General features: G+C 60.8%; 19 protein-coding genes and 1 pseudogene. 17 read left to right on the top strand and 3 right to left on the bottom strand.

Annotated features, from left to right (window positions below; all coding sequences use genetic code 11):
• The first annotated feature begins 163 nt into the window (after positions 1-163).
• The 7 genes and pseudogenes from L901_RS03005 to L901_RS02980 all read left to right on the top strand — a co-directional run bounded on the left by L901_RS03005 (position 164) and on the right by L901_RS02980 (position 8,791).
• Positions 164-664: an RNA polymerase sigma factor gene (locus tag L901_RS03005; RefSeq protein WP_059753328.1), complete on the top strand. Its 501-nt coding sequence runs from the start codon at positions 164-166 to the stop codon at positions 662-664.
• Positions 665-775: 111 nt separating this feature from the next.
• Positions 776-1,771: a FecR family protein gene (locus tag L901_RS03000; protein WP_059753325.1), complete on the top strand. Its 996-nt coding sequence runs from the start codon at positions 776-778 to the stop codon at positions 1,769-1,771.
• Positions 1,737-2,051, top strand: coding sequence for a hypothetical protein (locus L901_RS27575; protein WP_245289580.1), 315 nt, complete (start codon positions 1,737-1,739; stop codon positions 2,049-2,051). The genes L901_RS03000 and L901_RS27575 overlap by 35 nt, the downstream gene beginning before the upstream one ends.
• Positions 1,990-4,770: a TonB-dependent receptor gene (locus L901_RS02995; RefSeq protein ID WP_245289579.1), complete on the top strand. Its 2,781-nt coding sequence runs from the start codon at positions 1,990-1,992 to the stop codon at positions 4,768-4,770. The genes L901_RS27575 and L901_RS02995 overlap by 62 nt, the downstream gene beginning before the upstream one ends.
• Before the next feature lie 104 nt (positions 4,771-4,874).
• Positions 4,875-5,629: pseudogene (locus tag L901_RS02990) on the top strand (hypothetical protein).
• A 14-nt stretch (positions 5,630-5,643) separates the two neighbouring features.
• The gene (locus L901_RS02985) at positions 5,644-7,491 is read left to right on the top strand and encodes a type I secretion system permease/ATPase (RefSeq protein ID WP_059753320.1); all 1,848 of its coding nucleotides are present in this window, start codon (positions 5,644-5,646) and stop codon (positions 7,489-7,491) included.
• A complete protein-coding gene (locus L901_RS02980; protein ID WP_059753316.1) occupies positions 7,478-8,791 on the top strand; it encodes an HlyD family type I secretion periplasmic adaptor subunit in 1,314 nt (437 codons plus the stop codon). Before L901_RS02985 ends, L901_RS02980 begins: the two co-directional genes overlap by 14 nt.
• Positions 8,792-8,815: 24 nt before the next feature.
• Here the strand turns inward: L901_RS02980 and L901_RS02975 are convergent, their stop codons facing one another.
• Both L901_RS02975 and L901_RS02970 read right to left on the bottom strand, forming a co-directional pair.
• Positions 8,816-9,736 (bottom strand): SMP-30/gluconolactonase/LRE family protein, encoded by a 921-nt coding sequence (locus tag L901_RS02975; RefSeq protein WP_059753314.1) that lies wholly within the window; start codon positions 9,734-9,736, stop codon positions 8,816-8,818.
• A gap of 33 nt (positions 9,737-9,769) precedes the next feature.
• Positions 9,770-10,483 (bottom strand): GntR family transcriptional regulator, encoded by a 714-nt coding sequence (locus tag L901_RS02970; protein ID WP_035240481.1) that lies wholly within the window; start codon positions 10,481-10,483, stop codon positions 9,770-9,772.
• Positions 10,484-10,586: 103 nt separating this feature from the next.
• Between L901_RS02970 and L901_RS02965 the strand changes: the two genes are divergently transcribed.
• Genes L901_RS02965 through L901_RS02920 form a run of 10 tightly spaced genes read left to right on the top strand, consistent with a single transcriptional unit; the run spans position 10,587 to position 21,491 of the window.
• Positions 10,587-11,639, top strand: coding sequence for a Gfo/Idh/MocA family protein (locus tag L901_RS02965; RefSeq protein ID WP_059753311.1), 1,053 nt, complete (start codon positions 10,587-10,589; stop codon positions 11,637-11,639).
• Positions 11,632-12,648, top strand: coding sequence for a Gfo/Idh/MocA family protein (locus L901_RS02960; RefSeq protein ID WP_059753307.1), 1,017 nt, complete (start codon positions 11,632-11,634; stop codon positions 12,646-12,648). Before L901_RS02965 ends, L901_RS02960 begins: the two co-directional genes overlap by 8 nt.
• Positions 12,645-13,718 (top strand): Gfo/Idh/MocA family protein, encoded by a 1,074-nt coding sequence (locus L901_RS02955; RefSeq protein WP_059753305.1) that lies wholly within the window; start codon positions 12,645-12,647, stop codon positions 13,716-13,718. The genes L901_RS02960 and L901_RS02955 overlap by 4 nt, the downstream gene beginning before the upstream one ends.
• A gap of 21 nt (positions 13,719-13,739) precedes the next feature.
• The gene (locus tag L901_RS02950) at positions 13,740-15,011 is read left to right on the top strand and encodes an ABC transporter substrate-binding protein (RefSeq protein ID WP_059753302.1); all 1,272 of its coding nucleotides are present in this window, start codon (positions 13,740-13,742) and stop codon (positions 15,009-15,011) included.
• A 57-nt stretch (positions 15,012-15,068) separates the two neighbouring features.
• A complete protein-coding gene (locus L901_RS02945; protein ID WP_059753298.1) occupies positions 15,069-16,037 on the top strand; it encodes a carbohydrate ABC transporter permease in 969 nt (322 codons plus the stop codon).
• Positions 16,030-17,073, top strand: coding sequence for a carbohydrate ABC transporter permease (locus L901_RS02940; RefSeq protein WP_052818962.1), 1,044 nt, complete (start codon positions 16,030-16,032; stop codon positions 17,071-17,073). The genes L901_RS02945 and L901_RS02940 overlap by 8 nt, the downstream gene beginning before the upstream one ends.
• Before the next feature lie 22 nt (positions 17,074-17,095).
• Positions 17,096-18,175 carry an ABC transporter ATP-binding protein gene (locus tag L901_RS02935; RefSeq protein WP_059753296.1) on the top strand — a complete coding sequence of 360 codons (1,080 nt, stop codon included), beginning with the start codon at positions 17,096-17,098 and terminating at the stop codon, positions 18,173-18,175.
• A 37-nt stretch (positions 18,176-18,212) separates the two neighbouring features.
• Complete coding sequence (araD, locus tag L901_RS02930) at positions 18,213-19,937, top strand: L-arabinonate dehydratase (RefSeq protein ID WP_059753293.1); 1,725 nt, start codon at positions 18,213-18,215, stop codon at positions 19,935-19,937.
• A gap of 11 nt (positions 19,938-19,948) precedes the next feature.
• Positions 19,949-20,746: an NAD(P)-dependent oxidoreductase gene (locus tag L901_RS02925; protein WP_059753290.1), complete on the top strand. Its 798-nt coding sequence runs from the start codon at positions 19,949-19,951 to the stop codon at positions 20,744-20,746.
• A 34-nt stretch (positions 20,747-20,780) separates the two neighbouring features.
• Entirely contained in the window at positions 20,781-21,491 is a 711-nt protein-coding gene (locus tag L901_RS02920) for a ribonuclease activity regulator RraA (protein WP_020813265.1), read from the top strand.
• A gap of 3 nt (positions 21,492-21,494) precedes the next feature.
• On the opposite strand, the gene L901_RS02915 is transcribed toward L901_RS02920, so the two are convergent.
• Positions 21,495-23,846 carry a LuxR C-terminal-related transcriptional regulator gene (locus tag L901_RS02915; RefSeq protein WP_059753383.1) on the bottom strand — a complete coding sequence of 784 codons (2,352 nt, stop codon included), beginning with the start codon at positions 23,844-23,846 and terminating at the stop codon, positions 21,495-21,497.
• Between the last annotated feature and the right edge of the window lie 58 nt (positions 23,847-23,904).

Below are 23,904 nucleotides of genomic sequence, written 5' to 3'. Positions count from 1 at the left end.
TGCCGGGTCCGCTCGATGCGGCCTGCACAAATTCTTGATGATAATAGTCATGAAATATCTGTTCGATCCACGGTTTGGATGCTAGAGCTTTGAGCGGCAGAACTGCGCGGCCATTCGGGGGCGGCAGGTTTCGTCGATCCTTGAAATTTCTCTCGGTTGAGACATGGGCATACGGGAAGATGACAAGCGTTATAACGCTTACGTCGCGCATAGGGTCGACCTGATCAAATACGCCACCCTCATTCTGGGGTCGCGGGCGGATGCGGAGGACGTGGTTCAGGAAGCCTTCCTGAAATTCGTTCCCGAAGCCTCCGGCAATCCTTCCAACCTTAAATCCTATCTGTTTCGCATCGTTCGCAATCTTGCGCTCGACAATCGCCGGCGCAGCCGCCAGGACCTTCGGGAACGGCCGGACGATACGCCGTTCTGGGGCGTGCCGCAGGACAATGGTACGCCGGAGGAGCATGCCCTTTTCTGCGACGAGGTCCGGCAGATGCGGACTATTTTGGCCGGCCTGCCGGTTCAGGCGCGGGTGGCATTGGAAATGCACAGATTCGGTGGTTACAATATGGAAGAGATTGCGCGTCACCTTGGCGTGTCCCTGGCCAGCGCACATCGTCTGATCAAGGGCAGCATTGCCGCGATTACCAAAGAAATGAAGTAAAATAGTCCCGATTGTCCCGCCCTGTGAAAAAAATCTCTTCCTCAAACGTCTTTATAGCAATGCAGAAGACGACGCTTCTCCTCCGCCCCGCAAAGGAACTGGCCCGGTTCAATGACCATTGATCCAGAGAAAAAAATTGAATTGCCGGCCGGTAAGGCGGAGGAGGCGGCCGACTGGCTGCTGCGCTTGCAGTCTGGCTCGGCGGAACCGCGGTTTAAGGCGGAATTTGAGCAATGGCTGGCGGCAGCGCCGGCAAACCGTCTCGCCTGGGAACGAACATGCAAGACGTGGCGCAATCTCGGCCTGGTAGAGCCGGAATTCAAGAACCTCTGGGAAGATGCGCCGCATCTGCCCGGCAAGGCCGCGACAAAGCCGCAGCGGCGGCGCTGGTCTGTGCGGCATTATGCTGGCGCGGCTGTGGCGGCGGCGTCCCTCTGTCTTGCGGTGCTGTTCGTTCCGGCATTTTTCGTTCGCCTGGAGGCTGACTATCAGACCACCACCGCCGAAAGCCGCACGATCACCCTCGAAGACGGTAGCAAAGTGCAGCTTGCCGCCGCGAGCGCGCTTTCAACGGATTTCACGAATGGCCGTCGCAATGTGACGGTGCTAAAGGGGGAAGCCTTTTTTGACGTCGTGCCGGACAAAACGCGTCCCTTCGTCGTGGAGGCAAAAAACGTGACCGTTCAGGTGCTGGGCACGGCTTTCGACGTCGACCTGACAGACGGCGTAACCCAGGTGGCGCTGGCGCACGGTTCCGTAGAGGCGTCTTTCCGCAATGCGCCGCCAACGCGGCTGGTGCCGGGCGAGATGCTGATTGTCGACGCTTCCGGTGCGATCCGCAAAGAGACTGTTTCCGTCGAGGATATTGGCGGCTGGCGCAATGGCGAACTCTATGTAGTCGATGCGACGATAGGCTCGGTCGTGGAACAGATCCAGCGTTACCATCCGGCGTGGCTGACTATGGCCGACAAGCGGCTTGCCGAGCAGAGGGTGACAGGGTTTTACGATCTGCGCGACCCGGATCGCGCGCTGGAAGCCCTGGTGGAACCCTATAAGGGCAAGGTGCATGCGATTGGCGGCAGCGCCCGCATCATCACCCGCTTCTGAAATATTCCGAAACAAAAAATCATATTTATTTTCAGTAATTTATAAAATTTCTTCCGAAAGCCTGAAAAAAATCGACGAGGCAATCGTCTTTTTGTTGAGTAATCCGGTCAAGATATATCCGGAGCGAAAGACAGGAAGACAAAAGCAATATGCGCCTCCAGACATGCAAGACCGGTTCAGGGGAAAAAGCAGCAAAGCAGGCTCGCAGGGCCGTTCTGTTGGCGACAACGGCGGTCGCCGTTTCATTCGCGACGCCCGTTCTGGCCCAGACCGGAGCTGACACCGCCAATTCCCAGCGTCCAGGCGGCGAGCAGGGGGCGACGCGGCCGTTCAATATTCCCGCGCAGTCGCTGTCATCGGTCGTGGGTGCTTTCGGACGGCAATCCGGCCTTCAGGTCACGCTTGCCACGCCGGCGGCAGGCAATGTGCGCACCAATGCCGTCACCGGCAGTTTCACGGTGCGGGAGGCGCTGTCACGGTTGCTGGCGGGAACGGGCGTCAATTTCCGTATCGCCGGCAATGGCAGAACCGTCGTCATCGGCACGGGGCAATCGACCGTCGATCTTTCCGCGGCGGAGGGTACGACGGTTCTGGAAACCATTACCCTGACCGGCAAGACCGGGCGTAACTCCATTGCCGGTTCCGGTTATCAGGGGACGCCCGACTGGGTTTATGAAACGCCCGCCAGCGTCAGCGTGGTCGGCCGTGAGGCGATCCAGTCGGCCGGGGTGCGCAACACGCGCGATGTTTTCAACCGGGTTTCCGGTGTTTATGCCGGCGAGGGCAATGGCAGCTTCCCAACCGTTTCGCCCAATGTGCGCGGTTTGCAGGAAAGCGGCCGCGTGGTCGTCTCCATCGATGGCGCGCGGCAGAATGCGCAGCGTGGTGCGGCCTTCGGCGGCGCCACGAGCTACACCGCAAGCGCCGGGCAGGGTTATGTGGATGTCGCTTTCATCCGTGCCGTCGAGATCGAGAAAATAACCAATGCGCGCTCAGGCAATGCCGGCTCTCTGGGCGGCAAGGTCGAGTTCCGAACCGTCAGCGCCGACGATCTGATTACCGAGGGTGAAAACAAAGGCGGGGAAGCGAATGTTTCCCGCGGCACCAATGGCTATGATTTTCAGGGCTCGGTTCTCGGCGCCGTTCGCTCGCCGGATGGTCCTCTCTCCTTCGTCGCCGGCTACAGCCGCACGATCATGGATGAATACAAGGTCGGCACAAAAGGGGAGGCCCGCAGCACCGCGCTGACAATGAAGGATTTGCTCGGCCGCGACGGTTGGTCGACCTTTTTCAAGGGCGAAGGCGACTTCGGCGACGTCAAGGCTTCGCTGTCCTGGATGCATCAGGAGAATGACTTCGTTCAGGGCGCTTCCACGGTGATCGACCGGGAAAGCGTAAGAAACGACAGCGTTGTCGCGAAGCTGGATTGGGATCCGGAGAGCGAACTCATCGACTTTAAGTCGTCTCTGTGGCTGAACGATAATATGACGCATGAACTGCGTGCGGCGCGCACTGGAGCCGGGAGCGCAGGATATGCGGCTGAAACCAATCTTGACATGGGCCTACGGAGTTTCGGCGTTAGCGTTGAAAACACCAGTCGTGCCACTACACCGGCAGGCGAGCTTAGCCTTAACTACGGCGTCGAGGCTTTTCGAGATATTGCTTCTTCGGTTGCCACCAGTTCCACCATCGAAAATAACCCCTCTTATGCCAGTAGTTATACCGCTTTTAGCCCGGCAGGGCGACGTGATGTAGCGAGCCTATTTTTCAACGGTGAGCTGGAACCTGCAGACTGGATCACGTTAAGCGGTGGTGTTCGGTATGACTGGTCGCGACTGAAGGGGCGCACGACATATTACAATCAGGTTACAGTCGCTACAGGCTCAAACCGTATTGTTGGCTCGGCAGACAGTTATCTCACGTATGTTTCACAATACCTGCCGGCGACCTACAGCCGCGTCTACGCCATCTGCATGACTGGGGTGTTTGGTGGCCGTACTTTCACTGCGGCCCAGAGGGCAAGTTCCTGCAATACTTTGAACAACGTTTGGCCCGCCACCAGGGGCGAAATCATTGACGGCCGGTGGCGTGATGCCGGAACGACTTACTATGCTACCACTTACTCAACGGAATATCCCTCCTATGACGTGGAGATAGACCATACCTACAGCGCATGGCTACCTTCCGCGACGATCGAACTGAAACCCGTCGACTGGTTCCGCCCCTATGTGAGCTATTCCCAGAGCCTGCGTCCGCCGACAATTCTCGAGGCATTTTTCGCAGGAGCTCGCCCGGGCGACAGCCCCGGATACGAATACGCTCCGAACCAGGCCCTGCGTGCCGAAAAGGCGACGACCTACGAAGTCGGCGCGAATATGAGCTTCGACGGCGTGCTGCTGGACGACGATTCCATTCGCATCAAAATGGCCGCCTTTCGCCGCGAGGTGAAGGACTATATCGCGCTCGGTTATCTCGTTACGGATCAGGTTCTCGACCGCACCTATACCAGCTTCGTCAATCTGGACGGCACGACCTATATGCGCGGGCTGGAATTCGAGGGCAATTACGATGCCCGCAGTTTCTGGATCGGCGGCTCGGCAACATTTCTGAAAACAGAATGGCCTGAAAAGACACAGGTTTTTTCCAACGGCACGACCACCACAACCGGTGAAATCGTTGCCTGGCCGGGCGACGTCGCGCCCAAGGTGAAGCTGACGCTCGATGGCGGCATGCGTTTCTTCGATGAAAAATTCTCGCTGGGCGCAAGGCTCAACCACGTTACGCCGACGCAGTCGCGTACGCTGGATACGGAAGGCAATCTGCGTGAGGTGACCGATCCCTACACGACGGTGGATCTCTACGGTTCCTATGCCTTCAACGACAAGGCCACGCTTCGCTTCGCCGTCAATAACCTGACGGACCGCAAATACATTCCGGCAGCCAGCGCCTACACGGCGCCGGGCCGCACCTTTATCGCGACGATGAACGTGAAGTTCTGAACCGTGGAAGAAATTCTCCGGGCTGGGTTGCAGCCCGTCCCGGAGATGAAACGCCTTCGCCACAGGACGAAGGTATCGATATTGGCCAGCAAAGGAGTACACCTATGGCTACCACAATTCAACTGACGCAGTCTTCCTCGGATCTGATCGGCTACCTCAACGGTTGGACGAGCGGTTTCGGTTCGACCTATGGTGCGTTCTACGACGCTCAGACCAGCTCTCTCGCCACCACCACCATCGATCCGAACACGACCTATGAGGCGTGGGGCGATGGCAGCACCGGCGGCAAGGGCATCGTCATGAGCGGCGCTCTGCAGTACTCGCAGGGTAACCTGACGGGTTCGGTCGACAGCATCGTTCTGGGCACCGGCTACAGCCAGTCCACCAGCGGCATCGCCGTTAGCCAGCAGGAACTGCTGATCGATCCCGACAGCGCCTATTCGCTCGCCGGTGCCCGCGACTTCTCGATCTCGCCGTCTACCAGCTTGCCCGCTTCGGTTCGCTGGCCGGCTTCTATGATTACTTTGCCGCCACCGGCACGGTGATCGAGGACACGACTGCCTCCAACACCCTGACAGGTTTTGCTGGTGCAGATACCTTTGTATTCTCCGGCGGCAATGATGTGGTGCAGGCCGGTCCCACCGGGACCTACGGCTACCAGGACGGTACGGACAAACTGGACGTTTCCGCTTGGGGCTCCGGGAGCATTGACGATGTCTTCATCAGCAACAATGCAAACGGCGATGCTGTCATCGAAAACATTTTTGGTGGCGACACTATCACCCTCGTTGGTGTAGATTCCAGCGTACTCGACGCATCGGACTTCATTTTCGCCAGCGCATCGGCGCTTGCCGCGTAAAGGAAAATCAGGCTGTGGGCTTTCAAAACCACCAGCAGACGCCGCCGCAGTCCCTCACTGCGGCGGTTGTTTCGCCCCTTAAAAGCACATTTCTCGGCGTTGCGCTCGTCAGCGGCGTGGTCAATATACTCGCGCTCACGTCGCCGCTCTTCATGCTACAGGTTTATGACCGGGTTCTGGCAAGCGGCAGCCTGCCGACGCTGGTCGGGATCGCCATTCTCGCGCTTGGCCTTTACGGCTTCCAGTGCCTGCTCGATATCATCCGCGCTCGCGTTCTGATCCGCATCGGTGAAGATTTCGACATGCGTTATTCCGGCAGGGTGCATGATGCGGTGGTGCGCCTGCCGCTCGTCAACCGCATGCCGGGCGACGGTCTCCAGCCGCTGCGCGATCTCGACAATGTGCGCGGTTTTCTCTCCGGCACGGGGCCGACGGCCTTTTTCGATCTGCCGTGGATGCCGCTTTATCTCGGCATATGTTTTCTGTTTCATTTCTGGATCGGCGTGACGGCGCTTGCCGGCGCTATATTGCTTGTCTCCCTGACGATCCTCACCAATATCTTTTCGCAGAAGCCGATCCGCGACACCATGGTCGAGAACATGGCCCGCAACCGGCAGCTGGAGGCCTCGCGCCGCAATGCCGAAGTCGTGCAGGCCATGGGGCTTGGCGGCCGGCTCGGCAAACGCTGGCAAATCTCCAACGAGGCCTATCTTGCCGCCAATCGCAAGGCGGGCGATGTGGCCGGCGGTCTCGGCAACATCGCAAAGTCTTTGCGGGTCGTGCTGCAATCGGCCATTCTGGCGGTCGGCGCTTGGCTCGTCATCAATCAGGAGGCCTCAGGCGGTGTGATGATCGCCAGTTCGATCATGATGGGCAGGGCGCTGGCGCCCGTCGATCTCGCCATTTCCAACTGGAAGTCCTTCGTGGCCGCCCGGCAGAGCTGGGCGCGGCTGAGAGAGCTTTTTGCACAGATGCCGGCCAATGCCGCCGCCATGGCCCTGCCGAAGCCTGAAAAGGAACTGCGGGTCGAAAACGTCACCATCGTTCCGCCGGGAGAAAGAAAGCCGACCGTCACCGGGCTTGGCTTCATCGTGACCGCCGGAAACGCGCTCGGCGTCATCGGCCCCTCCGGCTCGGGTAAATCCACGCTCGCGCGCATTCTCACCGGCGCGTGGATGCCGGCGGCCGGCAAGGTACGGCTGGACGGTGCAAGTTTCGAGCAGTGGGATCGTGAGGCGCTGGGCCGCCACATCGGCTATCTGCCGCAGGGCGTGGAGCTGTTCGATGGCACGATCGGCGAAAATATCTCCCGTTTCGAGGATAATCCCGATCCTGACGCCATCATCGCGGCGGCCAGGGCTGCGGGCGCGCATGAACTGATCCTGCGTTTCGAAAAGGGTTATGACAGCGATATCGGCGAGGCGGGTTCGGCGCTTTCCGCCGGGCAGCGCCAGCGCATCGGCCTTGCCCGCGCGCTATACCGCGATCCCTTCATCGTGGTGCTGGACGAACCCAACGCCAATCTCGATGCGGAAGGCGAAGCTGCCGTGGTCAAGGCGATTTCCTCGGTCAAGGCGCGGGGCGGTATTGCCGTCGTCGTCGCCCACCGGCCGAGCGCCATCGGTGCTGTCGATTTCATTTTGATGATGGAAGAGGGGCGGATGAAGGCCTTCGGCCCGCGTGACGAGGTGCTTTCGAAGGTACTGCGCGTTCCGCAAACGCAGGCGGCCAAGGGATTTACCGCATCCGCCCAGACGATCTCGCCGCTGCGCGTCGTCGCCAATACCCAGCCGCAGGCGTTGGTGCTGGAAGACGTCCGTGAAGAGAACAGCCAGGAAGGAGATGCGGATGTCAAACATTGACCAGCGCAGCCATGTGTCCCGCTCCATCCGCAAACATCTTGTTGCCGGCCTTGCCGCGGGTGTAGCGCTGCTGGCCGGTGTCGGCGGATGGGCTGCGACGACCAATCTTGCCGGCGCGGTTGTCGCCTCCGGCCATCTGGTGGTGGATTCCTACAGCAAGAAGGTGCAGCACCCGAGCGGCGGTGTCGTCGGCGAAATTCTGGTGAATGAGGGCGACAGGGTAAAGGCCGGGGATGTGGTCATGCGCCTTGATGCGACCCAGACCCGCGCCAATCTCGCCATCGTGACCAAGCGTCTGGATGAGCTGAATGCGCGCATGGCAAGGCTGGAGGCCGAGCGCGACGATCTGCCGGAGCTCGTTTTTCCGCAGGCGCTGATGGCGCGAAAAGACGATGCCGATGTCGCCTCCGCCATGCGCAGCGAGACCAAGCTGTTCGAATTCCGCAAATCCTATCGCGAAGGGCGCAAAGCGCAGCTTTCCGAACGCATCACCCAGTTCGAACATGAGATCGAAGGGCTGAAGGCGCAGGAAGTCGCCTATGATAACGGCCTTGCCGTGCTGGAGGCTGAAATCACCTCGCAGAAATCCCTGCGCGAACAGGGTATCGTTTCGGTGCAGAGGCTGAACAGCCTGCAGACGCAGGCCGCGACATTCGGCGGCGAGCGCGGCGAAAAAATCGCCTATCAGGCGCAGACAGCAGGGCGCATCACCGAAACCAGACTGCAAATCCTGCAGATCGACCAGGAATTGCGCACCGAGGTCGGGCGGGAACTGCGGGAAATACAGGCGCAGATGGGCGAATTCGTCGAGCGCAAGGTTGCCGCCGAAGACGAGCTGAAGCGCATCGATATCGTCGCGCCGCAATCCGGCATGGTGCATGAAATGGCCGTGCACACGGTGGGCGGCGTGGTGACGCCGGCGGATCCGATCATGCTCATCGTGCCTGACGGAGACGAGCTGGCGCTGGAGGTGCAGATCGTGCCGAAGGATATCGATCAGCTTCAGGTGGGGCAAAAGGCCATGCTGCGCATGACCGCCTTCAACCAGCGTGTCACGCCGGAACTGGAAGGCCATGTCAGCCGCATCGCGGCGGATATCACCACCGATCAGCGCAGCGGTCTCTCCTATTATCTGGCGCGGATTTCCGTGCCGGTTTCTGAGCGGCAGAAGTTGAACAATGCGCCGCTGGTGCCGGGCATGCCGGCCGAGGCGTTCATTCAGACCAGCGAAAGGACGGCGCTGTCCTATATCGCCAAACCGCTCACCGACCAGATCAGCCGCGCCTTCCGTGAGGAATAGGAATCTGGGCCTGGTTTCCGGGCTCTATCCACCTTCGCCAAAACGGACGGCGGCAAAGCCTTTCGTCTGTGTCGGGATCGCCCAGACGCCGCCCGAAAATGGTGCTTTCGCCAGCCGGTCTTCGGACATGTTGTGTCGGTGTGATGTCAGGAAAAGGATGCTGAAATCAGGTCCTCCGAAGCACGGCATTGTGGGGTGCGGCACAGGGGTCGCAATCACATCCGCATGCTTGCCATCGGGCGTGAAAACGTTCAACAGGCCAGCGGAAACGCCCGCGCTGTAATAGGTGCCGCTGCTGTCGAGACAGCCGCCATCGGGTCTTCCCGTCTCTTCCGTCATCCGGGCCACCAGCACGCCCTCATCGAATGTGCCGTTCCTGCTGTCGAATTTTCGCCGGCGTATCCATTTCTGGACGGAATCGCTCTGCCACATGATGGAGCCGTCCGGGGAAAAGGCGAGGCCGTTCGGGCATGTCAGGCCGGTCTGCATGCGCTCGGCGCTTTTTTCGGTGATCCGCCAAAGTTCACCATGGGGCTCCATGTCCGTGAGTGGCACGTTGTGCATGGTTCCCACCCAGAAGGCGCCGTCGGGGCCGATCCGTCCGTCATTCAGCCGGCAGGGAATGCCGTCCGGTGACGGGAGGGAGTGGAGAAGGCGTGTTTTGCCGCTCTCCGGATCGAGGATGACAATATCCATGCCGCAGGCGACGATGAGGTCGCCGTTCCGACAGAGACCGAGACTCGAGACCGTATGGGGAAACGCCCATTCGCGATAGAGGCCTGGCTCAAGCGCTGCGGACCGCACCGTCCTGCCGAGTATATCGCACCAGAAAAGCACCTGTCGCCGCTCGTCCCAGACAGGGGATTCCGCAAGTGTGCTCATCGTGTCGCACAGAAGTTTCGCCTGCGACATGGCAAGCGCTTTTTCGGGAGTAGCCGTATTCATGATGCTCGAACCGTTGAAGATGATGGCGCGGAATTATTCGAAATAGTCCTGGTGGTTCTCGAAAACCTGCGAAAGAATGCCGAGGACGCGTCTCAGGTGCTTGCGCAAACCATCGGTCGCACGGGCTTCGTCCCCGGCCTTGATCGCATCGTAAACCGCCTCATGTTCGGAGAGCAGCCGCGCCATATGCGCCTCGTCGGTGATGGCGAGCGCGCGCAGGCGGTCCAGTCCCGCCTTCTCGCGGATCAATAGCGTCTCCAGCCTCTCAAGCCCCGTCGCTGCGGCAAGCGCGCTGTGGAACTGGTCGTCATGCACACGGAAAGCCTTTCTGTCCCCGCGGTGCATGGCTGCGCGCTGGCCGGTGAGGGCGTGTTCGATCTCCTGCTCGGCCTCCGCCGTTATGCCGATCTGGCACAGCCTGCAAACCGCAGCGACCTCCAGCGCCTCGCGGATGAACTGCGCGCTGCGAATGTGCTTTTCCGATAATCTGGAGACATAGGTGCCGCGGCTTGGCAGGGTGACGATCAGGCCGTCATCCCGCAGGCGGCTCAGCGCTTCGCGCACCGGCGTTCGACTGGAATTGAACAATTGGCCGATTTCGTTTTCCGAAACCGCCTGGCCGGGAAAAAGCTCCCGGGAAAGGATGGCCGATTTCAGCGCGGAATAGATCTGGTCCACGACCGGACGGTTAAGGTCCAGTCGCTCCATTGTCGGCACGGTGCCACCTGTTACGGGAATTTTCGGCATATACCCTCCAGCGTTTTCATAACCGGTATACCGGAACACAAGTCTGTTGACAACCGGCATACCGGTATGCAAATGATCGCTTATTGGGAAGGAGGCTCCCGAAATGCAAAATATCAAGACCTGCGTCATCGTTGGCGCCGGAATGGTGGCGAAGACGCATGTGCTCGCCTGTGCAGCAAGTCCGGAAAAAATTCGCCTGAAGGGTTTGGTCGATGGCGGCTCCGGCCGCGCCAGGGCGCTGGCCGTCGAAGCGTCGAAACACGCTGGATATGAGGTTGCCGTTTACTCCTCGGTCGAGGAAGCCGCGCGCGATGCGGATGTCGATTTCGCCATCGTCGCAACGCCGCCGAATGCCCGCATCGATATCGTCGGACAGCTCGCAAAGGCGGGCAAACACATTCTGATGGAAAAGCCCGTCGCCCGTAACACGCAGGAAGCCAGCGGCCTTGTCGCCCTCTGTCGTGAGGCCGGCGTCACGCTCGGCATCATCTTCCAGCACCGCATGCGGGCTGCATCGCAAAAAGCCCGTGAGCTTGTAGATGGCGGAATGCTTGGAGCGCTCGGTCTCTGCGAAATTTCCGTGCCGTGGTGGCGCGCGCAGTCCTATTATGATGAACCCGGCCGCGGCACACTCGCACGCGACGGCGGCGGTGTTCTGATCTCCCAGGCAATCCACACCATCGATCTGGCGCTGAGCCTTGCAGGGCCGGTCTCGCGCGTTCAGGCCATGGCGGCGACGACGCGGTTTCATCGCATGGAAACCGAGGATTATGTCGCGGCCGGCCTGCGCTTCAAAAATGGCGCTGTTGGCTCGCTGGTGGCAAGCACCGCAAGTTTTCCCGGCGCTCCGGAATCGATTGTCCTGCATTTCGACAATGCCAGCCTGCGGCTCGCCTCGGGCCTCCTGCATGTCGACTGGCGCGATGGCCGGCAGGAGACCTTCGGCGGCGCGGCATCCGGCACGGGCGGCGGCGCCGACCCCATGGCTTTCACGCATGAATGGCATCAGGGCGTCTTCGAAGATTTCGCAGACGCCATCTCCTCAGGGCGCGCCCCGGTCGTCACCGGTGAAGCGGCTCTTTTGTCTCACAGATTGATCGACGCGATCATCAACTCGGCCGACACCGGCAAGGAAGTGGAACTGCAGGATGACTAAAGCAATCAAGTTCGTCGCTCTCGGCATAGAGCACCGGCACATTTTCGGCATGGCCCAGAACATGCTGGATGCCGGCGCGGAATTCGCCGGCTGGTGGACCGAAGGTGAGCCAGACGTGGTGGAAGGCTTCGTCAAGCGCTTCCCGGATGTGCCGCGCGCGGCCTCCAAGGAAGCTCTGCTGGCCGATGGCAGCATCGATCTCGTGCTGATCGCCGATATTCCCTCCAAGCGCGCCGATCTCGCCATCGCCGCCATGGAAGCCGGCAAGGACGTCATGTCCGACAAGCCCGGCTGCACCACCTTCGAACAGCTCGATCGCCTTCGCCAGACTGTGGCGAAGACCAAGCGCATCTGGACCGTCGATTTCTCCGAGCGTTTTGAAGTTCCGAGCGTGACCAAGGCCGCTGAACTGGTCGCGCAGGGCGCCATCGGCCGCGTGATCCAGACCGTCGGCCTCGGCCCGCATCGTCTGAACCGCCAGATCCGTCCGAAGTGGTTCTTCGAGCGCGAATCCTATGGTGGCATCATCACCGATATCGCCAGCCACCAGATCGACCAGTTCATGTTCTTCACCGGCTCGACCGAAGTGGAGATCGTGGCTGCCACCGTTGCCAACTATGCCAACCCGCGCGATCCGGGCTTGCAGGATTTCGGCGAAGTGGTGCTGCGCGGCGACAAGGGCCACGGCTATATCCGCGTCGACTGGTACACGCCCGATGCGCTGCCGACCTGGGGCGACGGCCGCCTCACGATCCTCGGCACTGAGGGCTACATCGAGCTGCGTAAATATGTCGACGTCGGCAACAAGGAAGGCACCGACCGCCTCGTTCTCGTGAATGGCGACCGCTGCGAATATATCGACGCCTCCGGTGCTGGTCTGCCCTATTTCGGCCGCCTGTGCGACGACATCCGCAACCGCACGGAAACGGCGATGACGCAGGAGCATGTGTTCAAGGTATGTGACCTGTCGCTGCAGGCGCAGGCCAAGGCCGAAGGAGCAAAGGCATGATTGGCGTTGCAATCGTTGGTGCCGGCATCGGCGCCCTTCATCTGAAGGGTTATCAGGCGTTGCCGGAGCGCTTCTCCGTCAAGGCTATCTGCGACCTCGATCTGGAGCGCGCCCGCTCCGTGGCGGGTGAGGATACGTCCATCCGTCTGACGACCGATCTCGATGAGATTCTGGCCGATGAGAGCATCCAGCTGATCGACGTCTGCCTGCCGCCGCACCTGCATTTCCCCGTGACGCTGAAGGCGCATGCGGCGGGCAAGGATGTGGTCTGCGAAAAGCCGCTGGTCCGCTCGCTTGAAGAGGCAAATGCGCTGATCGACTCTGTCAAGAAGACCGGCCGTGGCGTGTTTCCGGTCTTCCAGTACCGTTTCGGACATGCGATGCGGCAGCTTCGTGCGCTCATCGATGCCGGCCTTGCGGGCAAGGCCTTTGTCGCGAGTTCGGAAGTTCACTGGAACCGTGGCGCCAGCTATTACGACATTCCCTGGCGCGGTACGTGGAAGGGCGAGTGCGGCGGTGCGATCCTCGGCCACGCCATCCACGCTCATGATCTTCTCTGCCACGTTCTCGGCCCGGTCGATGAAGTGTTCGCCATGGCCGATACGCGCGTCAACAAGATCGAAACCGAAGACTGCGCGGCGCTCAGCTTCCGCATGAAAAGCGGTGCGCTGGCGACGAGCTCGGTGACGCTCGGTGCCGCCGAAGATACATCCCGCCTGCGTTTCTGCTTCGAAGGCTTCACCGCCGAGAGCGGCACGCTGCCCTATCGCCCGGCCGAAGACACATGGCGTTTCATCGCCCGTGCGCCGACCACGCAGGACCAGATCGACGCAGTTCTGGAAACGGTCGCCGATGGCGAAAACGGCTTTGCTGGTTTTGTCGAAGCCATTGCCGACGCGATGGAAGGACGCGGCGGCAAGGAAGTGACTGTGAACGATGGCTTGCAGTCCATCGAACTCGTCACCGCCATCTATCGCTCGGTGCGGGAAGGAAAGCCTGTCCGCCTGTCCGACGCCGCAGAAGGCGAATGGATCAAGGGCTGGGCTCCGCGCGCATCCGCCAACGCATAATCATCTAAGGGAGGAAAAGAGATGATCGGTAAATACAGCATGGCATTGGCGCTCGCCATTGGCGCGGCGTCCTTTGCAGGCGCCGCCCAGGCGGCTGAGGAAGTGCGCTTCACCTGCGCTTATGACGGTAACGGCTGCGAAATTCTGAAAGATATTCTCGCGCGTTACGAAAAGCAGCATCCGGACGTGAAGATCGTCACCGACGTCGTGCCCTACAAGGCGCTGCTGGAAGGCCTGCCCGTGCAGCTCGCCGGCGGCAGCGGTCCGGATTTCGCAACCGTGACCGACCTTGGCGGCCTCAACCGCTATTATCTCGATCTCACGCCCTATGTGGACGCGAAATATTGGGAAGACAATTTCTCCAACGTGCTGAAATGGTACCGCAGCGGCCCCGACGACAAGGGCATCTACGGCATGCATACCCAGCTCACCATCACCGGCGCCTTCATCAACCGCACTTTGTTCGATCAGGCCAATGTGGCCGTACCCGGCAAGGATGCAACGCTGGACGACTGGGCGAAGGCAGCCAATGCCGTCGCCAAGGCAACCGGCACGCCTTACCCGATGGCCATCGACCGTTCCGGCCACCGTATTGCCGGCCCGGCCATTTCCTACGGCGCGAAGATTTTCGATGCGGAAGGCAAGCCCATTCTGGTTGATGAAGGCTTCACGACCTTCGTGAAGAAATTCGTCGAATGGAACAAGGACGGCACCATGGCGCGTGACGTCTGGGCCGGGCAGGGCGGCAATACCTATCGTGACGCCGCGCAGGAATTCATCAACGGCCAGCTCGTCTATTATTATTCCGGCAGCTGGCAGACCGCGCGTTTCGACAGCCAGGTTGGCGATGCGTTCGACTGGGAAGTCGTGCCGCAGCCCTGCGGCGGCGCTGCCTGCACCGGCATGCCGGGCGGTACCGGCGTTGTCGGCTTCAAGCAGACCAAGAACCCGAAGATCGTTGCCGATATCCTGAATTTCCTCGCTCAGGACGAGAATTATCTCGACTTCACCGTGCGCACCCGCAACGTTCCCGCCCACAAGGCCGTGGCTGACAAGGGCGTGACCTATACGGGTGCGACGCCGGCGACGCAGAAGGCCATGAACGCCTGGCTGGACCAGATTCCCGGCCTCAGCCCGATTGCCTATACCTATCAGGGTTACAAGAACAATCGCGCCATGTTCAACATCTCCGTCCAGCGCATCACGCAGGCCATCGTCGGTGAAAGCACCGTCGATGAGGCCATGGCTCGCGCGAAGACGGACCTCGAGGAAGCGTTGAAACAGGCGAAGTGATCCATCGCCTTCCGGTGCGGCGTATGCCGCGCCGCGCCGGATCGAAGGAGGACCCTCATGTATAAATTTCTTGCGCCCGTCATGGGCATCGTCGAATTGCCCTTCGCCTTCCTGCAGAAGGTTCTCGGCCACCGGCGGATCGCCTGGGTGTTTCTTGCACCCAACCTGATCCTGTTTGCGGTCTTCGCCTTTCTGCCGATCGTGCTGAACATGGCCTATTCCGTGACCGGCAGCGAACATATATTGCTTTCTGAGCGCCCTTCGGTGGGCGGCGAAAACTTTTCGGTCCTTCTTTCCTGTCAGAATTACCTCGACCCCAATTCCTGTCAGCGCGACCTGTTCTGGCGCTCCGTCTGGAACACGGTTTTCTTTGTCGTGCTGCAGGTGGGTTTCATGGTCGGCTTTTCGCTGATCACGGCCATCGTGCTCAACCGCGATATCCGGGCGCGCGGGTTCTTCCGTGCCGTCTTCTTCTTCCCCGTGCTGCTGTCGCCCGTGGTTGTGGCCTTGATCTGGAAGTGGATTCTCCAGCGTTTCGGCGTTCTCAACGCGGCGATGGAAGGCTTGGGACTCGGTTCGGTCGACTGGTTGCTCGAAGCCAATCTTGCCTTCGGCTGGTCGGTCTTCCTGTCGGTCTGGGCGCATATGGGCTTTTACACGCTCATTCTTCTGGCCGGCCTCCAGGCGATCCCGCGCGATGTCTATGAGGCGGCGCAGCTCGACAAGGCGAGCCCTTGGCGCATCTTCCGGCGCATCACGCTGCCGCTGCTGGCACCCACCATGCTCGTCGTTCTAGTCCTGTCGCTCATCAAGGGCGTACAGACCTTCGATGAAGTCTTTGCCTTCACCGGCGGTGGTCCAGGCTCGGCGACCACCTTCATCATTCAGTTCATCTATCAGACCGGCTTTGCCGGGACGCCCCGCAATTTCGGCCTTGCGGCTGCTGCTTCGCTGCTGCTCGCGGTGGTGCTGGTGGTGCTGACCGCCCTGCAATTCCGGGCAAACAGGAGCAAGGTCGATGGCTAGGATTGGCGCATTTCTGACCCGTACCCGCGGCCGAAACGGCAAGCTGCATTGGACCGACTGGTTGTCCTACGCCTATCTCGGCGTGGCCGTGCTTATGATGTTCGGTCCCGTCGTCTGGCTCGTGCTCTCCTCGTTCAAGACGGAGGCCGATCTCCAGCGCTTTCCGCCGCGCCTCCTGCCCTATACGCAGGAAACCGTGGTGGTGGACGGGCAGGCAGCGCCGCTGCCGGCCTATGTCGATAAGGATGGCCGCAAGTTCGGCATGGTTCGCCGCATCGGTCTCGTTGCCCAGGTGGTTGACCCGGCCAAGCCAACCGAAGTCCTGAAGATGCCGTTCAACGAGCTGAAGCCGGCTGAAAAGGTGGCGCTGGCGACGGAAAACTACACCGAGCTTTTCCAGCGCTTCAATTTCCCGCTCTACTTCTGGAACTCGACCTTCATCACGGTGACGTCAACCCTCATCATGCTGATCGTCAATTCCATGGCGGCCTTCGCGCTCTCGAAATACCAGTTCAAGGGCAGGGGCGTGGTGCTGGCGCTGGTTGTCGGCACGCTGATGATCCCGCAGACCGTCGTGCTGGTCCCACTGTTTCTCATCACCAGCCAGCTCGGCATGATCAACAGTCTCTGGGGCGTCATCATTCCGGGAGCGGCGACACCGACAGGTGTCTTCCTGCTGCGGCAATATATGCTGACGATCCCGGATGAAATCCTCGATGCGGCGCGCATGGACAAGGCGAGCGAGTGGAAGATCTACTGGCGCATCATCCTGCCGCTTTCGGCCCCGGCGCTTGCCGTTCTGGCGATCCTTGCGATCATGTGGCGCTGGAACGACTTCCTCTGGCCGCTGATCGTGCTGACCCGCAACGACAACTTCACCCTGCAACTGGCGCTCAACTCCTTCCAGGGGGAGATGACGACGGAATGGAGCAATCTTCTGGCTATGACGGTGCTGACGCTCGCCCCGATCGCGCTGGTCTTCATGTTCCTGCAAAAATACATCGCCACCGGCATTGCATCCACGGGCGGCAAATAATCCTCAGGGAGGAAACACGACAATGGCAAGTATTCAGCTTCGTCAGGTCAAAAAGACATATGGTGCCCTCGATGTGATCAAGGGTGTCGATCTCGATATCAAGCACGGCGAATTCTGCGTTTTCGTCGGTCCTTCCGGCTGCGGCAAGTCGACCCTGCTGCGCATGATCTCCGGTCTCGAAGAACTGAGCGGCGGCGATATCGTCATCGGCAGCGATGTGGTCAACACGGTTCCGGCCGCAGATCGTGGCCTTGCCATGGTGTTCCAGTCCTATGCCCTTTATCCGCATATGACGGTGCGCGAAAACCTGTCCTTCGGGCTTGAGAACATCGGCACCTCCAAAAAGGATATCGCCGAAAAGATCGCTCAGGTTTCCAAGATGCTGCAGATCGACCAGCTTCTCGAGCGTCGTCCCAAGGATCTCTCGGGCGGCCAGCGCCAGCGCGTTGCCATCGGCCGCGCGGTGGTGCGCGAGCCGCGTGTGTTCCTCTTCGACGAGCCGCTTTCCAACCTCGATGCGGAACTGCGCGTCGACATGCGCGGTGAGATTTCCAGTCTTCACCGGCGTCTCGGCAATACCATGATCTATGTGACGCACGATCAGGTGGAAGCCATGACCATGGCCGACAAGATCGCCGTTCTGCGCGCCGGCAAGCTGGAGCAATTCGGCGTGCCGCTCGATCTTTATAACCGTCCGGCCAATCTCTTCGTGGCAGGCTTCATCGGCTCGCCGAAGATGAACTTTTTTGCCGGCGAAGTGACCTCGGATGCAACGCCGTCCCTGAAGATCGCCACCGGCGAATTGATCCCGCTGCCGCAGACCGGCTTTTCCTACAAGCCCGGCCAGAAGGTGACGCTCGGCGTCCGCCCGAACCATGTGCAGCCGGGTGAGGGCGGCGCACTGACCATGTCTGTGCGCACCGCAGAACAGCTGGGCGGGGAATCCTATCTCTATGGTAATCTCGGCGACGGCACTCCGGTAACGCTGCATCTTTCCGGCCAGACCTCGACCTCGGCGGGCGAAGTCATCCGCCTGTCGGCGCCGCTGGAACATATCCATCTTTTCGATACGACGAGCGGGCTGACGCTCCGGCAGGACTGACAGCCTTTGGCGCAACCCGCAACGCAGGACCATTGACATGACCGATAAAAAACTCCGTTCCGACCGCTGGTTTGCTCCCGACGACCTGCGCAGCTTCGGCCACCGCTCACGCATGATGCAGCTCGGTTATGCGGAAGAGGATTTTGTCGGTAAACCCGTCATCGGTATCCTGAACACCTGGTCGGAGCTGAATACCTGTCACTCGCATTTCCCAGAGCGCGTGCAGGATGTGAAACGCGGTGTGCTGCAGGCAGGCGGCTTCCCCGTCGAAATGCCCTCGCTGTCGGTCGATGAGAGCTTCACCAAACCGACATCGATGCTTTACCGCAACATGTTGGCGATGGAGACGGAAGAAATGATCCGCTCGCATCCGCTCGACGGCGTGGTGCTGATGGGCGGTTGCGACAAGACGACGCCCGGCCTCGTCATGGGCGCGATCTCGGCCGGCGTGCCGATGATCTATCTGCCGGCAGGCCCGATGTTGCGCGGCAACTATGCCGGCAAGGTGCTGGGTTCGGGTTCGGACGCCTGGAAATATTGGGACGAGCGCCGTGCCGGCAACGTCACGGACGAGGAATGGCGCGGCGTGCAGGGCGGCATTGCCCGCTCCGCCGGTGTCTGCATGACCATGGGCACCGCCTCGACCATGACCGCCATCACCGACGCCCTTGGCCTTACCCTGCCGGGTGCCTCTTCCATTCCGGCGGTGGATGCCGAACACCAGCGCATGTCGGCAGGTTGCGGCCGGCGTATCGTGGAAATGGTGACCGAGGAGCTGACGCCGGACCGTATCCTGACCGCGACCGCGTTTCGCAATGCCGCCATCGTCGCCATGGCGACCGGTTGCTCCACCAATGCCGTCGTGCATCTGATCGCCATGGCCCGCCGCGCCGGCGTGCCGATGACGCTCGATGAGCTGGACGAGCTTGGCCGGATCACGCCGCTCATCGCCAATGTCCGTCCCTCCGGCAAAGACTATCTGATGGAGGACTTCTATTACGCCGGCGGCCTGCGGGCGCTGATGAAGCAGCTCGAAAGCCGTCTCGACTGTTCGGCGCTCACCGTGACCGGCCGCAGCATGGGCGAAAATCTCGAAGGTGCGAAGGTCTATAATGACGACGTCATTCGCTCGCTCGATAATCCCGTCTATGCGGAAGGCTCGCTTGCGGTGCTGCGCGGTAATCTTTGCCCCGATGGCGCCGTCATCAAGCCCGCCGCCTGCGATCCGAAATACCATATCCATGAAGGCCCCGCGCTGGTCTTCGACAGCTATCCGGAGATGAAGAAGGCCATCGACGACGAGAATCTCGATGTCACGCCGGATCATGTGCTGGTGCTGCGCAATGCCGGCCCGCTCGGCGGTCCTGGTTTTCCGGAATGGGGCATGCTGCCCATCCCGAAGGCGCTGATCAAGAAGGGCCACCGCGACATGGTGCGCATTTCCGATGCCCGCATGTCCGGCACCTCCTATGGCGCCTGCGTGCTGCATGTCGCGCCGGAAAGCTTCGTCGGTGGCCCGCTGGCGCTCCTGAAGACCGGCGATATCGTCCGCCTCGACCTGCCGCAGCGCCGCCTCGACATGCTGGTCAGCGAAGAGGAAATCGCCAGCCGCCGCGCTGCGTGGCAGGCACCGGCACCGCGTTATGAACGCGGTTATGGTTATCTCTTCTCCAAACACGTCACCCAGGCCGATCAAGGCTGCGATTTCGACTTCCTGCAGACGGATTTCGGCCGCACCGCCGGCGAGCCCGATATTTTCTGAGAGGCGCTATCATGTTGAAGCGATTGCTCATCACCGGCGCCGGCGGCAAGCTGGGCAGCATGCTGCGCGGACGGCTCGGCCATATCGCCGAGACCATCCGCCTTTCGGACGTCGTCGATCTCGGGGAGGCAGCCCCCCATGAGGAGCTTTTTCGCTGCCGGCTCGAAGACGAAGCGGCGGTTCATGAACTGGTGAAGGGCTGTGACGGCATCGTCCATCTCGGCGGTATTTCGGTGGAAAAGGCTTTTGATCCCATCGAGGCAGCCAATCTTCGCGGCGTCTACAATCTTTACGAAGCGGCGAGGCAAAACGGCCTGCCGCGCATTCTCTTCGCTTCCAGCAACCATACGATCGGTTATTACCCGCAGGGACAGCAGCTCGAGCCGGAAACGCCCTTTCTGCCGGACGGCCTTTACGGCGTCTCGAAGATTTTCGGTGAGGCCATGGCAAGCCTCTACCACTCCAAATTCGGCCAGGAGACGGCCATCGTCCGTATCGGGTCGTGCGAAGAAAAGCCCACCAACTGGCGGATGTTGTCGACCTGGCTCAGCTACGGCGACTTCGTTTCGCTGATCGAGGCCACCTTCCGCGTGCAAAAACTCGGTTGCCCGGTCATCTGGGGCGTTTCGGCCAATGACGACAGCTGGTGGGATAATTCCCATGTCGATTTTCTCGGCTGGCAGCGCCGCGACAATGCCGCGCGCTACCGTGCGGAAATTGAACGCGATGTGCCTCGGCCCGATCCTGAGGCCGCAATCGCAAAATATCAGGGCGGCGTCTTCACAGACGAGCCCATTCACAGGACTTGAAACACATCCATCCGCCCATTGCGAGGAGACAGATATGAACAATGAAACGCGCGAAAAACTGCTGACGATTTCCGTCGCTACCCTGGCGACGGCGCTTTACAAGCGGGGTCTGCGCAACCAGGTCATTCAGGGCGTGCGCCCGCTGGGCTACAAGGGCAAGAACATGGTCGGCCCGGCTTTTACCCTGCGCTACATGCCGGCCCGCGAAGACCGCAACCAGCTTGTTGAATTCCGCAATCCCGCCCATCCGCAGCGCGTCGCCATCGAAACATGCCCGCCGGGCCATGTGCTTGTTATGGACAGCCGCAAGGATGCGACCGCCGCCTCGGCCGGCGATATTCTGGTAACCCGCCTGATGGTTCGCGGCGGTGCCGGCATCGTCAGCGATGGCGGTTTCCGGGATGCGGCCACCATTGCCGAGCTGGATATCCCGGCCTACCACACCCGCCCTTCCAGCCCCACCAACCTCACCAAACACGAGGCAATCGAAATCAACGGCCCGATTGGCTGCGGCGATGCGCCGGTCTTTCCGGGCGATATCATCGTCGGTGACGCCGATTGCGTCATCGTCATCCCTGCGGGCATTGCCGACGACGTCGCGACTGAGGCGGTGGAAATGACGGCTTACGAGGATTTCGTGGTGGAACAGGTCAAGGCTGGCCAGACGATCATCGGGCTTTACCCCTGCACGAAGGAAGAACACCAGACGGCTTTTGCCGAATGGCGCAAGAAGAACAACCGCTGAACCTTACAGCCAGCCCAGTGCTTTTGCCGCGCGGATAGCTTCCGCGCGGCGTTTGCAATCCAGCTTGCGAAACAGGTTGCCGAGGTGAAACTTCACCGTCACTTCCGAGATGTTGAGCGTCTGGGCGATCTTCTTGTTCGACATGCCGCTGGCCAGCAGTTGCAGCATCTGCGCTTCCCGCTGCGAAAGCCCGCCATGCAGGGCGCGCGCCTGCGGTGAATTCACCGAAGCGGCGAAAATCGACAGTGCGGAGCGGACATCGGACGAGGTTTCGATAAAGCTGCGGATGCGGCGATTGTTCAGAAGCGGGGACAGGAAGACGCGCTCCTCCGACAGAACGCCGCTGCAGCCAAGGCGGGTCGCCGATTCAAGGGCGGTGAGGATATGGGCGCGGGCGGCGGCGTTGTCGCGGCGCTGATGCGCGGCATAGCTCTGCCAGATTCGCAGCGCGACCTTTTCGCGGTTGGTGACCTTGGGATTGGCGATCATCGCGTCGATCTGGCGGGAGAGATAGGCGCGCGGCGTGAAAAGATGCACCGCATCGCGCAGCCAGGCCATGACATAGGCGATTTCATCGCGCCGCGTCAGGCGGGAAAGATCCTCATGTGCGCTCTCCACCCAGTTGCGGCCCATGGGCATGCGGATCGCCGAAAGCGTCGCGGCCGCGTCCGCCCAGCGGTTGGCGTTCTGATAGGCGATGGCCGTCCTGATCTCCATCATCGCATGGAATTGCAGCCCTTCCGAAAGATGGATCCACAGACCGTCGAGAAAACCGGGGCGCACGGTCATCGGAAAATGATCGATCAGCACCTGCGAGGCATAATGCAGAGCGAACTGCATCAGGCTCGGCCATATCTCGGCCGCAGCGAAATGATCGAATTCATGTTCGACGAAATGCAGGAGATCACGCGGTTTTCCCGCCTCATAGGCAAGACAGGCTTCCGCCAGCCGCAGCATCCGGAACTCCTGCACGGCGTCATGCGGCACCTGTTCCAGGCGCGCGCGCGCCTCCTGCGCCGCGTGGCGCGCCAGAAGCGTATCGCCGCTCATCAGCCGCAGCACGATCTGGTGCAGATGGATGAAAAATTCCAGCAGGGGCTGCCCGCCCATCTTGCGCAGATAGATCAGAGCGCGTGCGGCGGCGGCCTCGGCCTCGCGGAAATTGCGGCGGCGGATTTCGAATTCCAGCAGCGCATTGTAATAGGCCGCCCATTTGCCGTGGTCGTCCATGGGGTAGTCGGCCATGAACTCGGCGAGACGGGTTATCACCGCGTCATTGGGCGTCAGGTCCTCGGCAATCATCAGGTTCAGCCGGAAGGTGCGCGCGGCGAAGGAAAAGCGTGAGCCACGGGCAAGCACCTTCAGCGGATCGAGATAATCCGACCCGAGACTCTTGCCGAGCAGATGGCGCACGCGCTGCAACTCACCCTGTTTCAGCAGGGCACGGGTAACGGCAAAGAGCACGGTTTCATTCGTTGCGATCATATCCTGCGAAAACCGCATGATGATTTCGCGAAACCTGTCGACGCTGCTTCGATAGATCAGTTCACGGCCATGGGCGCGTTCCAGGATTTGCGCGGCATGGGTCTCATAACCGCGGTCGAGCAGCATCGCCATGGCCGCAAGCGCCCGTCCTTCCTTTTCGAAAGCCGATGCGACCTCCACCACGGCGCTGCCGGCCTGCAGGGTGGCGAGACGTTCCCGAGCAGCCACGCTCAGAAGCCGTATCAGGGTAGGGTGGTTTTCGGGATTTCCGGTGAGGAAAGGCGGCAGCAGTTCGGTCCAGTCCGCCTCTGGCTCCGCAGAGGGGTTTTCCAGCCAGAACGAAAGTTCAACCGTCTGGGCGGGAGAAAGATGCGGCAGGTAGTTTTCCCGTAGATAATCAGCACACAGCGTTTCATTCGGAAAACGGGCCAGTGACAGAAAAGCCGGCCAACCCGCATAGTCGTGGAGGGCGAGGCGCTTCTGTTCAGGTGGCAGGTCTTCCACCTCGTCCGCACCAAGAAGCAGTTCATTCGGCCCGATGGTGAGCGAACCGCGATGCAGGATGTGTCGGGCCAGTCCGCTGATCCGCTGATCTGGCCGGCAGGCGATGACGACCAGACGCACCGCCTCCAGAATGGCGGCGGGCATGCGCGCGGCCCGCGCGAAAACCGGCACGTCCCACAGGAGACAGCCATTTTCGATCTCGTCGCTTCGCGGCTGGTGCGTGCGGCACACCGGCGTTTCGAGCTCTTTTGCAAGCATTTCCAGGAGCACGCTTTTTCCCGCACCCGCCGGCGCCCGCAGAAAGATCACGCCGGCGGTTTCGCTGGCGATGCGGCGGCAGAGGCGGGTGCGGGGCAGGAGCGTCATTCGCAAAGACATAGGGGATTTAATCTTAAAAACCTATACTCATCTTTCAAAAAACTAT

It is taken from the genome of Agrobacterium sp. D14, from assembly GCF_001526505.1.
GTDB classification, from domain to species: Bacteria; Pseudomonadota; Alphaproteobacteria; order Rhizobiales; family Rhizobiaceae; genus Agrobacterium; species Agrobacterium leguminum.
This window is presented reverse-complemented; position numbering and strand designations above follow the sequence as displayed.